The 15,298-nt window shown below is 63.6% G+C and carries 8 protein-coding genes and 1 riboswitch; of the genes, 5 read left to right on the top strand and 3 right to left on the bottom strand.

Translation table 11 applies throughout. The features are described from left to right. Positions 1–370: 370 nt before the first annotated feature. Entirely contained in the window at positions 371–1,852 is a 1,482-nt protein-coding gene (locus H7687_RS20060) for a LuxE/PaaK family acyltransferase (RefSeq protein ID WP_183350748.1), read from the bottom strand. 331 nt (positions 1,853–2,183) lie between these two features. On the opposite strand from H7687_RS20060, the gene H7687_RS20055 reads away from it, so the two are divergent. The 5 genes from H7687_RS20055 to H7687_RS20035 all read left to right on the top strand — a co-directional run bounded on the left by H7687_RS20055 (position 2,184) and on the right by H7687_RS20035 (position 11,584). Then, positions 2,184–3,707, top strand: a complete 1,524-nt coding sequence (locus H7687_RS20055) for a B12-binding domain-containing radical SAM protein (RefSeq protein ID WP_183350746.1) — start codon at positions 2,184–2,186, stop codon at positions 3,705–3,707. 13 nt (positions 3,708–3,720) lie between these two features. Further along, entirely contained in the window at positions 3,721–4,074 is a 354-nt protein-coding gene (locus H7687_RS20050) for a hypothetical protein (protein ID WP_183350744.1), read from the top strand. 34 nt (positions 4,075–4,108) lie between these two features. Then, a complete protein-coding gene (locus H7687_RS20045) occupies positions 4,109–4,786 on the top strand; it encodes a heavy metal response regulator transcription factor (RefSeq protein WP_183350742.1) in 678 nt (225 codons plus the stop codon). 46 nt (positions 4,787–4,832) lie between these two features. After that, complete coding sequence (locus tag H7687_RS20040) at positions 4,833–6,236, top strand: heavy metal sensor histidine kinase (RefSeq protein WP_246405028.1); 1,404 nt, start codon at positions 4,833–4,835, stop codon at positions 6,234–6,236. 569 nt (positions 6,237–6,805) lie between these two features. Continuing rightward, positions 6,806–11,584, top strand: coding sequence for a putative Ig domain-containing protein (locus H7687_RS20035; protein WP_183350738.1), 4,779 nt, complete (start codon positions 6,806–6,808; stop codon positions 11,582–11,584). 372 nt (positions 11,585–11,956) lie between these two features. Here the strand turns inward: H7687_RS20035 and thiC are convergent, their stop codons facing one another. Together thiC and thiD are read right to left on the bottom strand one after the other, a co-directional pair. Next, positions 11,957–13,267: a phosphomethylpyrimidine synthase ThiC gene (gene thiC / locus H7687_RS20030; protein WP_183350736.1), complete on the bottom strand. Its 1,311-nt coding sequence runs from the start codon at positions 13,265–13,267 to the stop codon at positions 11,957–11,959. Positions 13,268–13,473: 206 nt separating this feature from the next. Beyond that, positions 13,474–14,931 carry a bifunctional hydroxymethylpyrimidine kinase/phosphomethylpyrimidine kinase gene (gene thiD / locus H7687_RS20025; protein ID WP_183350734.1) on the bottom strand — a complete coding sequence of 486 codons (1,458 nt, stop codon included), beginning with the start codon at positions 14,929–14,931 and terminating at the stop codon, positions 13,474–13,476. 206 nt (positions 14,932–15,137) lie between these two features. Continuing rightward, a riboswitch (TPP riboswitch) is annotated at positions 15,138–15,239 on the bottom strand. Between the last annotated feature and the right edge of the window lie 59 nt (positions 15,240–15,298).

Below are 15,298 nucleotides of genomic sequence, written 5' to 3'. Positions count from 1 at the left end.
ACCTTGGGCGCCTGCGGGGGCTGATGTTAATCTCGTTCCCAAGGTCCACCTTGGGAACGCAAAGCCCCTCGAAGCTACAGCCATCTCGGATGCAAAACTGGAGCTATGCGCCAGATTAGGTTCCCAAGCTGGAGCTTGGGAACCAGGAACCACCCCCTCCAGCGGGAGGAGAGAGGACGTCCACGTCCCCTCTCCCTCTGGGAGAGGGTCAGGGTGAGGGATGTAGCAGGCAAAAAACGCCCTCACCCGCCCTTCGGGCACCCTCTCCCATAGGGAGAGGGAACACAACAAAAAGCCCCCGCGGCGCCTTGGGCGCCTGCGGGGGCTGATGCTGCTCTCTTCAAATTACGCTACTTCGTCTTGTGCTAAGCTACTTCGCCTTCTGCTCCGCAGCCGGCTTTTCCGACTTGAGCCCGGCGGGGTGATCGACCAGCTTCTGCTTTTCGGCTTCGGCCAAGAACCAGTCGAGCGGGCGCTCGGTCTGATCCTTGAAGGCTCCCAGCGACCGGTCACGCAGTTCGGCCGCTTCCTTGTCCGCCTGCGAGACGAGGATCTCGTCCACCACCTGCGGACAGGAGGCGACGGAGCCGGGACGGGCTTCGATCTCCTCGCGCACGCTCGGGGCCACCTTCGGGTCCTTCGCCAGACGCATCTTCAGGTCGATGGAGAAGTTGGTGTAGGTCTCCAGCATGCGGAAGATGGCCGAGTCCCCCATCGGCCCCATGGTGCGCTCCTCGTCGGGAAGCGGCGAAACCTTGCCGTTCTCTATCTTGGCGCGGCCAACCATCTCGCAGCTCCTGCCGTTGTCGGTGGTGTAGCCCAGGTTGTCGGTGATGACCGCCAGCACGGTGGGGACGTTGGCCAGGTCCCAGTGGGCCAGCAGGCCGACCTCGCCGTCGGGAAGCGGGGAGAGGTCGTCGATGTTCATGGCCAGCACGCGGGACCAGGGCGGCACCGGGCGGGCCAGCTTCTTCTCGGGGAGCCCCTTGACGTGGCGGCGCAGCGCGTCGTCGAAGAGGTTGGTGGCTGTCTCCGCCTCGCCCAGCACGTTCACGCAAAAGTGGCGCGGCACGTCGAGGATCTCCTGGACCATGTTGTAGTAGTCGTCGCGGGTAACCACGCCGAAACGGCCGCGGTAGCCGCCGCCGTCACAGACGCGGCTGCCGGCGGGAAGCTTGAAGGTGATCTTCTTGCGGCGGCAGGCCTGGAAGAAATAAACGTAGGCGGCGGTTGCGCCGATGAGGGCCACCGGCACGCCGCTCGCCTCGGATTCACGCAGCGCCTTCAGAAGGTTCTTCACGTCGATGCCGGTCTTGCCGAGAAGAAACATGCTGTCCGGCGTGCCGAAGGCCTGGCGGGTCTGGTCCATGCCGATGGCCATCCCCATGGACGGGGCCATCTCCGGGCTGGGCGCCAGGATCAGGATGCGGCAGCGCTTCCCTTCCTCGAAGTCCGGGAAGAGATAGGAGTTGGTCATCATCTTGTTGGCGCCGAAGACGAGCCTCTTGCCGTCCTCGTCGCGGAAGATGCGGCCGCGCTGGGTCAGGCTGGTGGTGCCGCCGGTCAGACAGGCCATCACCGACTGCTCCAGCGGGAACGACGCCACCAGGTGGGTCTTGAAGACGTCGTTGTAGACCATGGGGACGTCCTGCCAGCGGCTGATGTCGCCGGGGCGGACCTTCTTCAGGTCGCAGAACTCGCGGAAGATGGCGTTGCTGTGGTACTGCAGGTCGAAGAGTTGCATGCAGTAGTCGTTGAACCTTTCCTCGCTGAGTTCGGCATCGACTCCGGCTTCGATGATGGCGACGATTTCGTCGGTGAGACGGTGGCTCAGGCTCTGTGTCTCGGGCATGAAAAACTCCTATAAAAAGGACTATAGCGATTTTCACTATACTAGCTACTGGTTGTATAGCAGTCAAGACTATTATTGTGACTATTAGTTAAGCAACTTTCCTTTTTGGAACTGGACTTCTGTTCACTTTTTAAGCAGTATTGGCAGCGTGAAAGATTAATTCTTATGCAGATTCTGCGTGGGTCGGTTTCATTTCTGTAATCGACGAATTAATGACATAGGTGTTGGTCCTTTTCGTTTTGATTTTCCTGTGACCTATGGCATATTGTTATGAAATAATAAGCAGAATCGTTTCTTGAATTACAGCTTTCACATAAACAAGGGATAGGTTATGAGCATAAAAAGAGTAGCCCTGGTCACGCCGCCGTACCACTCCGGTGTCGTGGAATCTGCGGGGACCTGGCTTAACGTCGGCTTCGTCTACATAGCCGGCTCGCTGCGCGCCGCCGGATATGAAGTTGACTACTACGATGCAATGAGCCTGTGGCACAAGTGGCCGGAGATCGAGGAGCGTCTGCGCGCCTTCGCTCCCGACGTGGTCGCTACCACCTCCTTCACCGCCTCCATCGCCCACGCGCTGGAGTTGACCGCATTGGCGAAGAAGATCAACCCGCAGGTGGTCACCGTGCACGGCAACGTCCACGCGACCTTCTGCTACGACGACATCCTCAAGGCGGAGCACAACACCGTCGACTTCGTCGTGCGCGGCGAGGGGGAAGTGACCCTGGTCAAGCTGCTGGACTGTCTGAACGCCGGCGGCGACCCTGCCACCGTGCCCGGGCTTTCCTTCTGGCGCGACGGCGCCGTGGTCGCCACCCCGAAGGCGGCGCCCATCGCCGACCTCGACTCACTCCCCATGGCGTGGGACCTGGTCGAGTGGCCCATCTACCGCTACCGCGCCAAGAACAACGCCCGGCTTGCCATCGTCTCCTCGTCGCGCGGCTGCATGGAGAAGTGCTCGTTCTGCTCGCAGCAGCTCTTCTGGGAGCGTTCCTGGCGCGCGAGAAGCGCCGAGAACTTCGTGGCGGAGCTGGAGCTTCTGCGCGACAGCTACGGCGTCGAAGTCGCCATGCTCTCCGACGAGATCCCCACCTTTGACCGCGAGCGCTGGGTGCGCATCCTCGACCTGATGATCGAGCGCAAGGTGGGGGTGAAGCTCCTCATGGAAACCCGCGTGGACGACATCCTGCGCGACGCGGACATCATGGACAAGTACCGCGAGGCGGGCGTTGAGCACATCTACGTCGGCGTCGAGGCGGGCGACCAGGAGACCCTGGACCTCTTCAACAAGAACACCAAGGTCGAGCAGTCCAAGGCGGCCATCGACATCATCAACAACGCGGACATCGTCTCGGAAACCTCGTTCGTGCTCGGGATGCCGGATGACACCCCGGAGAGCATCGCGAAAACCATCGAGCTCGCCAAGCACTACAACCCGGACATGGCCTTCTTCCTGGCCATTGCACCCTGGCCCTACGCCGAGCTCTACCCGGAGCTGGAGCAGTACGTGGCCACCACGGATTTCCGCAAGTACAACCTGGTCGAGCCGGTGATCAAGCCGAAAAACATGACGCTGGAGGAACTGGAGCGCGAGCTGGGCAGGGCGAGCCAGAAGTTCTTCATGCACAAGTTCCAGAACCTGCGCGAGCTTTCCCCCTGGAAACAGGAGTTCATGCTGGCTGTCTTCGACATCCTGATCAACAACTCGTATCTGGCCGGCCAGATGCGGGCCATGATGAAGCAGGGCGGGCAGATGCCGCCCGAGGTGCAGGCGCTGGTCAGGAGCGTGAAGGGAATGCAGCGCGGGCAGGATGAAGCGCAGTCGCACCCCCATACCTTCGCCCCGATTCCCTGACGCAGAGGCCGCAATGGACAAAGTGAAAAAGATCGCCGTGGTACTGAACGGCTTCGTGCACGATTTCATGACCGGGTACTGGCTGTCCGCGCTGATCGCCATACATCTTCTGCACGGCTTCCGCCTGGAGGCGCCGCCGGTCGCCGCGACACTGGCGCAGATCGAGCGCTTCTTCTTCTGGAACAGCGTCGGGGCGGCCGTGGTCATCTTCGCCACCGGCGGTATGCGCAGCTTCACCTACGTGGACAACTTCTACGGCGCCGAGACCGAGAAGACCAGGCGCAAGATGCTGGTGATCAAGCATGTGGTGCTCTTCGTCGTGATAGGCGGAGGGAGTTATTGGGGGTACCGCACGGCGTTCAGTTGATGAACTCCGGGCTCAGCCTTGGAAAGGGTCTGGCATGAATTTCCTGATCATTGAAGATTCCGAGAAAACCGCGGAACAGCTGCGCAAAGGTTTGGCGGAGGTGAGCATCAACGCCGACATCGCCGGCGACGGCCTGAAAGGGCTCACCATGGCGAAGGAGAAGGCGTACGAGCTGATCATCCTCGACCTCATGCTGCCGGGGATAGACGGCTTCGAGGTGGTGAAGCGGCTGCGCCAGGCGGGGAAGAGCACGCCGGTGATCATGCTCACCGCGCGCGACGAGGTGCACGACCGGATCTGCGGCCTGCAGTCCGGCGCGGACGACTACCTGGTCAAGCCGTTCTCCTTCGGCGAGCTCTGCGCCCGCATCCAGGCGCTGTTGCGGCGCGGCCAGGTGCTGCAGCAGGACGAGGTGCAGGTGGCCGATCTCACCGTGAACTTCTTCGCCCGCAAGGCGACCCGCTCCGGCAAGCACCTGGAGCTGACCCCCAAGGAGTTCGCGCTCCTCTCCATGCTGATACGCCGCGCCGGCGAGGTGCAGTCACGTCTGCGCATCGCCGAGGCGGTCTGGAACTTAGGTTTCGACGCCAACCTGAAGATCGTGGACGTGAAGCTGGCCGGGCTCAGGGCCAAGGTGGACGGTCCTTTCGACAAGAAGCTGATCCACACCGTGCGCGGGGTAGGCTACGTGCTCGAGGACCGCGATGAGTGATTGCCCCGCTTCCGCAGAAGAAACACCTGCACGGAAGACGCGGTCCATGGCCCACAACCTGGCCATGCTGTACATCATCTCCATCCTCATCGGCTTCACCATGTGCGCGCTGCTGCTGTACTTCAAGCTGGTGCAGCACATCCACGATTCCGGGGGCGAGCAGTTGCAGGCGGAGATCACCTCGGTGCGCGCCCTGGTCGGCACCCACGCCGGGCTCAACGCACTGCGGCAGATGATGGATGCGGAAGAGCGGGGGGAGGATGCCGGCACCAACTGCATCCTGATGCGCATCGTGGACCGGGAGGGGAAGGTCATCGTCGACTGCCCCAGCATGAGGGGCATACTGCCGCCCTCGGCCTTTCCGCCGCCGGGTGACACCAGGGCTAAAAAATACCAGCACGATGACGGCAACTACCTGCTGAGGAGCGTGAAGCTCACCGACCCGGTGTCCGAGGCGGGGGGGTGGCGCCTGCAGATAGGTATAGACCTGAACGAGCATGACCAACTGGCCCGGGTCTACCGCACCTATCTCATTCTCTTTGGCTTCGGCGCCTTCCTATTCGCGATTCCCAGTTCCTACATCGTCGTCAGACGCGGGCTCAGGCCCCTGGATGAGTTCAGCTGCTCCATCAAGACCATCACCGGCAGCCGCCTCAACACCAGGTTGGAGGCGGCCCGCTTCCCGAACGAGATGCATCCCGTGGTCGAGTCGGTGAACTCCATGATGGCCCGTCTGGAGAGTTCATTCCAGAGGCTGTCGCACTACTCGGGGAACCTCGCCCACGAGCTGCGCACCCCGATCAACAACCTGATGCTCGAGGCGGAAATCGCCCTCTCCCAGGATCGCACGGCGGATGAGTACCAGGAGATCATCGCCTCCAGTCTTACCGAGTACGAGCGGCTGGCCGCGGTGATCGACAAGCTGCTCTTTCTGGCCCGCGCCGACAACGAGAAAAACGACCTGATGTTCGAGAAGCTCGATGCCGGGGCCGAGGTCGAGGAGGTGTTGGACTACTTCTCCGACGAGGCGAGCGCTGCGGGAATTTCTCTCGTCTGCCGCGGCGACGCCTCCTTCTGGGGGGACCGGACCCTGTTCCGCCGCGCCCTCAGCAACCTGATCAGCAACGCCATCGCCTATACCCCGGCAGGAGGGGACATCGTCGTTTCCTCGTCCATGGGAAGTGACGGCGCCGTCGAGATAGCCGTCGCCGACACCGGGTGCGGCATCTACTCCGAACACCTTCCCTTCCTTTTCGACCGGTTCTACCGGGTCAAATCCGGTTCCCAGCACAGCGGCACGGGCCTCGGGCTCGCCATAGTGAAGGCGATCATGGAGATGCACAACGGTGACGTCTCCGCCTGGAGCCGCCCGGGGCACGGGACCACCGTCACCCTCCACTTTCCGCAGCATCCCTCGGTGACCCACGCCGGTTCCCAGGACATCTGCTGACTCGTTGCCCGCCAGGGATGGCGCCCGCGCCATCCCGCTTCCACCTCCAGCCCCCTCTGCGCGAGGTTGTCGCGGCAATGCTCCCGAATGAAGGGCGGCGGTCTTCTCTGCTCTGGCCAGGTCGATCCCGGTGCCGACTTTCACATTTGCTCCACATTTCTTCCTTATTTCATGGGTAGCATCCCGGCAGGGCGCCTCTCTCCTCCTCTTTGAGGCGCCTTTTCCGGAGGGCGGCCAGGGCACGGGCCGTCCTCCATTTTTTAGCAGCGCCATTCAACGCACCGAACCCGTCATTCAGCGCCCCGAACCCGTCATTCGACGCCCTGCCGGGCAAGCCGAACCGCTTCCCTGAATGTGCTCTAACATATTGGCGTAAAATAATTTATCCTGCCGGTTCACCTCCAACTCATACCCGGTCTGTCTCTTCATGTGGGCCGTGTCCCGCACCTGTCGCGGTTTTGAGTTCACCCGGGTGGAATGGGTGTTTTGCGGTACAAAATTTGCTAATTAACGTGCAACTATAAGCGCAGGTTAGCTCAGCGCGATGGCAAAAACTGGGGGGGGGTCAAATGCTCAAAAGGGTATTGGCTGCACTGGTTTGTCTGATCACGATCTATGCGCTGGGGGCCTGGGCGGCAACTTCTTGGCAGTTGCAAACGAAGCTGTCGACGGCAGGGGGGACCATCAAGGTCCGCAACAATCCCACCCAGACCGCGGTGGGGACCGTTTTCTACGCCAACTTCACCACCTCTGCGGCAGTACCGGTGACCGTGACCGCCAATGCCGGCTACAACATCAGCGGCTTGACCAGAAACGGCGCCACTATCCCCATCGGCAATTACACCTCGCATTATTCCACCACCTTCCAGAAAAGCGGCGGCGCCCTGCAGTCGCTGGTGGCCAAGTTCGCGATCCAGAAGTACACGGTGACGGCGACGGTGATCGGTTTCGGCACCATAACACCGGCCAGTATGGCGGTATCCTCCGGCGGGACGGGTGTATTTACCGCCAGCCCGGGGGGAGCCGGAACCTTCCTGGTGGCCGCCACCGGCGGCACCCTGACCGACCTCGCCGGGCGCCCGGTCACCTTGCCTTTTGGGGAGCCGGTGAAGATCACGGTCAGCAACGTGACCGGTCCCGGGAGCGTGGTGGCGACCTATACCACGGTGCGGGCCGATGCGGGCCCCGAGCAGCGCGTCCTGGTCAACACCCTGGTTACCCTCGACGGCAGCGCCGGAACCGGAGGGGACAGCCAACTCTGGAGCCAGACCGGCGGCCCCGCGGTCACCCTCGCCGGTGCCGGCACGCTCCGCCCGACCTTCACCCCGACCGCCACCGGGACCTACCAGTTCAAGCTCACCAAGTTCCTGGGCAGCACCCCGGTCGCCTCGGCCGTAACCACTGTCACCGTGGTCGGTTCCCTCGCCGACAGCATGAGGAACGACTGCATGGGGTGCCACGGCGCTGCCGGCATCTATCCCGCCCCCCTGGTGTTCACGCGCTGGTCCGCTTCGGCTCACAAGGCGGTGGCGGTATCCTGCGTTTCCTGCCACACCAGCGGCGCTATGCCGACGCCGGTCAACTCCGCCTCGGTCAACCGCAGCACCTTTGTCATTACCGCGGCGAGCGCCGGCACCGTGGGGGGGAACTTCTGCGCCACCTGTCACACCCCCCAGATTGTGACCGACTACGGCGCGTCGCTGCACAGCAGGTCCGGGGTCACCTGCACCTCCTGCCACATCCAGGCGCCCCACGACCCGGCCGCCTCCGTCACCGCCTGCAACGGCTGTCATATCGACGCGTCGGGCCAGGTAGTCGGGCATCCCTTCCCGATGGGGGCCACCGACTGCACCACCTGCCACAACAAGCACAACCCCGGTGCCACGAGCGGCGCCATGCCGGGGCCGCTGGGGCTTGTGCACTACAACAACGTGACCAGCGCCGGATACCCCGCATCCTACGTCACCTCGCGGGCGAACTGCTCGGACTGCCATTTCGACAGCACCGCCAACGCGGCGGTGCGTCACCAGTGGTACAGCTCCGGTCACGCGCGGGTCAACGCTGCGGCATGGACGACGTTCGACTTCAAGACCCGCACCGGTTGCGCGCAATGCCACACCACCACAGGTTTCATCGCCTACTCGACGGGCAAGGTGGTGGCCGCCTGGGGCGTCGCCTCGGATAAGACCAAGGAGGTCCTCACCTGCATCGGCTGCCACAAGGACGTCCCCAACGGCGTGGTGCGCACGCTGGCACCGGTACATCCTTACCCCGACGACGCCTACCTCAACCGCGACACCGGCACATCCAACGTCTGCATGTCCTGCCACAGCGGCGCGAACAACGGTACGAGCATCGCGGTGAAAGTCGCTGCAGGCGCCGACTTCGGCAGCACCCCCTTCGTCGCCCCGCACTACCTCGCGGCCGGCGGTGTGCTGCACGGCAGGGGAGGGTACAACTTCTCCGGGTACGCCTTCTACTCCAGCAACAGCCACCGCGGCATCGGCATCGGCGACCGCAGCTCCACCGGCAGCAGCGGCCCCTGCATCGCCTGCCACAAGAGCGAGCAAGGCGGTCACAGCTTCATTGCTGCGGCAGGGTCCCCCTGCGCCAACTGCCACGGCACCTCGCTTACGGCGGCATCGCTCGCCGCAAGCCGGGACGCCTATGTTAACGGGCTCGAGGTGCTGAAGGCGATGCTCGCCGACAAGGGGCTCGTCTACCGGGAGGCCTACCCGTACTTCACCGATCTGAACTGGGGGAGCGGCCAGGGCGGCGCCGATACCATGGGGGCTGCGTTCAACTACGTGATGCTGCTGCGCGAGCCCGGCGCCTACGCGCACAACTCCGCCTACGCCAGAAAGCTCATCTCGGATTCCATCGATTACCTCTACAACGGCGCGGTCACCGGCTCGCTGGAGAGCGCTCTCAACCACCTCGTGGCACAGCAGAAGATCACCCCGCAGCAGTCCGACGGGATGAAGGCTTACCAGTCCGGCACCGGCTGCACGAGCTGTCACGCCAACACCTCCGGGAGCCACAGCGCCCATCTCGCCAGCGGCTTTGGCTGCGGTGACTGCCACGAAACCACCACCACCGGACGGGCGCTGTGGCCGGCCAACGTCACCCACATAAACGGCCAGACCGACGTGGAGCCCGGGCCCGGGCGGACCTTCAGCTACAGCTACAAGGCCGGGGGGAGTACCTGCAGTTCCATCAGCTGCCACAACAACGGCAGTGCCACCTGGGGCGGGTCGCTCGGCTGCGATGGCTGCCACGGTGCGCCGCCGGCGACCCCCTCGCACCTGAAGCACTACGGCGGGACCGTGGCGCAGGCGGCCTACGGTTCCACCGGCATCGCCCAGGACCTGGGGGCGACCTCTGCGGCCTACGTGATGAACTGCGGGAACTGCCATCCGATGGACGGCCTGAAGCACGGCAACGGCACGGTGGAGGTGGAACTCTACAACCCGCAGGCCCCCGCCGGGTCGCTGAAGGCGAAGAATCCGGCATTCGCCTCCTACGCTGCGGGGAGCACCATGTTCCAGGATGACAGGGGACTCACCTACACCCAGGGGACCTGCAGCAACGTCTACTGCCACAGCTACACCTCCTGGACCACCCCGAGCGACGTTCCGTCCTACGCGACCACCTGCACGCCGCCGATACCGGCGGATCTGGTCACCACCACCAACTACCGCAACGTCACCTGGGAGAGCGGTCCGCTTGCCTGCACCGGTTGCCACGCCAACCCGCCCGAGACCCGGTACCCGGAGAACGGCGGCGGCGCCGGCGACAGCCACGTTTGGCGCAGCGACGATTTCGGCTATGGCCCGGTCGACTTCCTGCACAAGAACAACATGTACTTCGAGACCGGGGACTCCGAGCCGCTGGCGTGTCTGTACTGCCACAACGACACCGTGAAGCAGAAGGGGAGCTACACGAGGACCGAAAACGCCTCCGGGATCTTCTCGACCATGAGCGATGTACCGATCGACAACTTCGCCGCCCACGTGAACGGGAAGAAGGATGTCGCCTTCGAGAAGCAGGTGGCGGTGCCGACCATCGACTACCCCTACGGCAGCACCTGGTCCGGGCAGAAGCTCACCTACGCCAGCTACGACACCGGCACGAAGACCTGCTCCAACGTCGCCTGTCACCTGCTGCGCACCAACGTCACGTGGGGCACCCCGTACAAGGGAGGCGTCGCCATGGACTGCGAGCGCTGCCACAACGGTTACGGCGGCTCCTGCCCCGATGCCGCGGCGGCGGCCAACCATATCCCCAGCATAACCTCCACCCCGCCCATCCTGGCCGCCCCGGGGTACACCTACACCTACACGGTTCAGGCTTCCGAGCCCGGCGGCGGCGCGCTCACCTATTCCCTGCCGACCGCCCCCGAAGGGATGACCGTCTCGGGCTCCGGGGTGATCACCTGGGCGCCCCGCCAGGACCAGCTCGGTCCCACGCCGGTCCGGCTCGTGGTCGCGAGCGTCGCGAGCGGCAACCTGCTCGCAGCGGAGCAGCAGTTTACCGTGACGGCCCAGGAGCCCCAAGTCACCTTCACCTCCGCACCGGTCACCACCGCCACCGAGCTGAAAGCCTACAGCTACACGGCCCGGGCGGCTGTGGCCAGCGGCATGCCCGCCGTCAGCTACGCGCTGTCGAGCCCGCCAACAGGGATGACCATCACGTCCAGCACGGGCGCCATCAGTTGGACCCCCACCGAGGCACAGGCCGGCGCGAGCTATCCCGTTACCGTGACCGCCACCTCCGGGGCATACCAGGCGACGCAGAGCTTCGACGTGCAGGTAGCACCGTCGCCGATCGCGATAACGTCCACTCCCGGCACCTCTGCGAGCACCCAGGTCGCCTACAGCTATCCCATAACGGCGACCCTCGCCGGGGTGACGACGTTCAGCTACTCCCTGATCACCAAGCCCACCGGGATGACGGTCAACAGCGCAGGGGTGATCAGTTGGACCCCGACCTCGACGCAGACCGGCTCCTTCCCGGTGGTGCTCCAGGTGTCAGGTGGTGGGTATCTGAAGCGGCAGAGTTTCACCATCGTCGTTGCGGCCTCGCCCATCACCATCACCTCGACGCCGGTGACGACTGCCAAAGTAGGCGTCGCCTACAGCTACCCCGTAACTGCGACCATGCCTGGGGGGGGGACGTTCACCTACACGTTCATCACGCGTCCGACGACGGCGATGACAGTGAACACCTCCGGCGTTATCAGCTGGACCCCGACCGCCACCTACGTCGGGACCAGGCCCGTGACCCTCAGGGTGACCAGGGGCGCTTCCTACACGGACCACTCCTTCAGTATCGTGGTAAGTCCGTAACAGAAGCCTCAACGCGAAGGCGCAAAGAAAAGCAGGATCCAGTTAAACCTTAGTGCTTTTGTCATTACTCGTTTTGTTGTTAACTTTGCGCCTTGGCGCCTTTGCGTTAAAGATTCAAAGACCAAAGCTATTGAAACGCAAAGCCGCAAAGTCGCAGAGCCGCAGAGTCGCGAAGAAAAGCATGAGTATTGTTAAACCCATCATGCTTTGTCTTTTGTTTCTGTTTTTGCGCCTCCGCGCCTTGGCGCCTTGGCGTTGAAGGTTTTAAAAAACAAAAGCCGCTGGCCCTTGAAGGGGGCAGCGGCTTTTTCGTGGAGCGCAGGGGGCGAATGATTATTCGCCCCTACAGGTGTTTCGGAAACCTCGGCGTTGCTATGCGCAGGCGGCGTTGGCGCGCTCGCGCTCGGTGGCGTCGTCCATCACCTTGTAAGCGCAGAACTCGCCACACATGGTGCAGGCACCGTGGTCGGCAACGCCGGACTCCTCGCGCAGGCGGCGCGCCTTGACCGGGTCGATGGCCAGCGCGAACTGACCTTCCCAATCCAGCTTCTTGCGGCAACGCGCCATCTGGTTGTCCTTCTCGATGGCCCCTTTGACCCCCTTGACGATGTCGGCGGCGTGCGCCGCGATACGCGACGCCATCACCCCTTCACGCACGTCCTCGACGCTCGGGAGTTTCAGGTGCTCGGACGGCGTCACGTAGCAGAGGAAGTCGGCGCCGGCCGCGGCGGCAATGGTCCCGCCGATGGCGGAGGTGATGTGGTCGTAGCCCGGGGCGATGTCGGTGACCAGCGGCCCCAGCACATAGAAGGGCGCGCCGTGGCACAGCCGCTTCTGCAAGAGGATGTTGGCCTCGATCTGGTTCAGCGGCATGTGGCCGGGCCCCTCGATCATCACCTGCACGCCGTACTCCTGGGCGCGCTGGGTGAGCTCGCCCAGGATGATCAGCTCGTGGATCTGGGCGCGGTCGGTGGCGTCGGCCAGGCAGCCGGGACGGAAACCGTCGCCCAAGGACAGGGTCATGTCGTAGGCCTTGGTGATTTCGAGCAGGCGGTCGAAGTGCTCGTAGAGCGGGTTCTCCGCGTTGTTGTGCGCCATCCACTCGATGGTGAAGGCGCCGCCGCGGGAGACCACGTCCATGATGCGCCCTTCCTTGCGCATGCGCTCCACGGTGGAGCGGGTCACGCCGCAGTGGACCGTGATGAAGTCGACGCCGTCCTCGGCGTGCTTGATGACACCCTGGAAGATGTCTTCCACGGTCATCTCGACGATCGCCTTCTTGTGCTTTCTCACCGCGTCGAGCGCGGCCTGGTACAGCGGCACGGTGCCGATGCAGGCCGGGGTTTCGGCGATCACGGCGCGGCGGATTTCGTCGACCGGGCCGCCGGTGGAGAGGTCCATGATGGCGTCGGCGCCGCTGGCGACGGCAACGCGCGCCTTCTCCAGTTCCTTGTCGATGTTGAGGTCGTCGGCGGAGCTGCCGATGTTGGCGTTGACCTTGGTTCTCAGGCCCTTGCCCACGGCGAGCGGGGTGCCGTTCACGTGCTTGTTGTTATGGCAGATGATGATGTTCCCGGCGGCGATCCCGGCGCGGATGAACTCGGCGTCGACCCCCTCGGCGAGGGCTGCCGTCTTCATCTTGTCGGTGATGATCCCCTTGCGGGCGTATTCCAGCTGGGTCATGAATTGCTCCTTTTAAGGCGGTTGCTGCGCCATGTAATTATTGTGAAAACAGGGCGAATGATTATTCGCCCGCCTTTTCGGTTTTTTCTCCCCTCTCCCTCCGGGAGAGGGTGGCCGAAGGCCGGGTGAGGGATGGTGCCGGCTGCGATGTTTACCTTGGAGGCCCTCACCCCAACCCTCTCCCAGAGGGAGAGGGGGCGCAGGCTTTAGCTGTCCGCTTGCTCCCGTGCTGCCAGGAAATGGTTCACCGGCCCGTGCCCCTTCCCCAGAGGCTGGGAAAACTTGATGGCGCGGGTGACGAACAGCTTCGCCCTCAGGACGGCGCTCGGCAGCGGCTCGCCCTGGGCCAGGTTGGTCGCGATGGCAGATGCCAACGTGCAGCCGGTGCCGTGGGTGTTGCGGGTGAGCACGCGGGGCGCACTGAAGCGGGTGAAGCCGTTGCCGTCGAAGAGTATGTCGGTGACCACCCCTTCGGTCAGGTGCCCCCCCTTGACCAGCACGTGTTTGGCCCCCATGAGATGCAGGGCGCGCGCAGCCAGCTCCATGCCGGCGCTGTCGGTGATGGTGAGACCGGTAAGGGCCTCGGCCTCCGGGATGTTGGGGGTGACCAGGTAGCTCAGCGGCACCAGCCTTTTTTTCAGCACCGAGAGCGCCTCGTCCTCGAGGAGCGCCACGCCCCCCTTGGCGCTCATCACCGGGTCGAGCACCACCATCCTCATCTCGTAGGCGGTCAGCTTGTCGGCGACGATCTCCGCGTTCTCCGGAGATGACAGCATGCCGATCTTCACCACGTCGATGGGGATGTCCGACAGCACCGCGTCGATCTGTTCCGCCAGGAAGGCCGGCGGAGAAGAATGGATCCCGGTGACGCCCCGGGTGTTCTGGGCGGTGAGGGCGGTGATGGCCGAGGCGCCGTAGCTCCCCAGCAGGGTGATGGTCTTCAGGTCGGCCTGGATCCCCGCGCCGCCGCCGGAATCGCTGCCGGCGATGGTGAGCACCGAACCGCGCGGCTGCGTCAGGGTGCGGTTGAACAACAGGGAGAGTTCCGTCGCGGCGAGGCCGGGCGAGCGGGCGGCGAGGACGGCCGAGATGACCGCGACGGCATCCGCGCCGGCGTCGATCACCGCGCAGGCGTTGTCGCGGTTGATGCCGCCGATGGCCACGATGGGGATCTGTACCTTTTCCCTCAACTGGGCCAGCGCTTCCGGGCTCTGCAGGTGCTCGACTTCCTTGCTCTCGGTGGGGTAGAGGGAGCCGAAGCCAATGTAGTCGGCACCCGCCTCCTGTGCGGCGAGCGCTTCTTCCATGGAGTGGGTGGAGATGCCGATCAGTTTCTTGGGGCCCAGCGCCGCGCGGGCCGCCGCCGGGTCGCCGTCCTCCTGGCCCAGGTGCAGTCCGTCGGCGTCCAGGGCGAGCGCGAGCTCCAGGTCGTCGTTGACGATGAACTTGACCTGGAACTCGGTGCAGAGGTGTTTCAGGTCGTTGCCGAGCGACAGGCGCTCCTCGAAGCTGCGCAGCTTGTCGCGGTACTGCAGCAGGGCGACCCCGCCGCTCCCGAGCGCCTCCCGCACCCGCGGCACCAGGCGTTCGCCCTGGTCCGTGATCAGGTACAGTCCCGCTACACGCCGCTCCTTCCCGCTATGGTCGACCACGAGTCTTAACAAGATGCACCTCTTAAAAACCTAAAAGCAAAACCACTAACAAGGAGAAAATCTGAGGACATCTGAGAAAGCAGAAACGGGAGAAAACCAGGCTTTTGGGTTAAACCAGAACCTTGCTTTCTCAGATTTTCTCAGATTTCCTCCTTGTGAAGGGTTCTGATGTTTAAAAACAAAAAGCCGCGACGGGGTCACGGCTCACGATGAAAAGGTCGGAGTACGCGCCGCTTCCCTACGCCGGTACTACCCGGATCAGGTTCAAAGGGTTCAGGATCGCCCTGTCTCAGTTCTGACGAACTCCCCTAGCTGGCTTTTTGCTGAAGGCGTAAACATAATGGAATCCTCTTGCAAAGTCAATCGCTTTCGGGTTTTT

It is taken from the genome of Geomonas paludis, from assembly GCF_014193585.1.
Taxonomy (GTDB): domain Bacteria; phylum Desulfobacterota; class Desulfuromonadia; order Geobacterales; family Geobacteraceae; genus Geomonas; species Geomonas paludis.
This window is presented reverse-complemented; position numbering and strand designations above follow the sequence as displayed.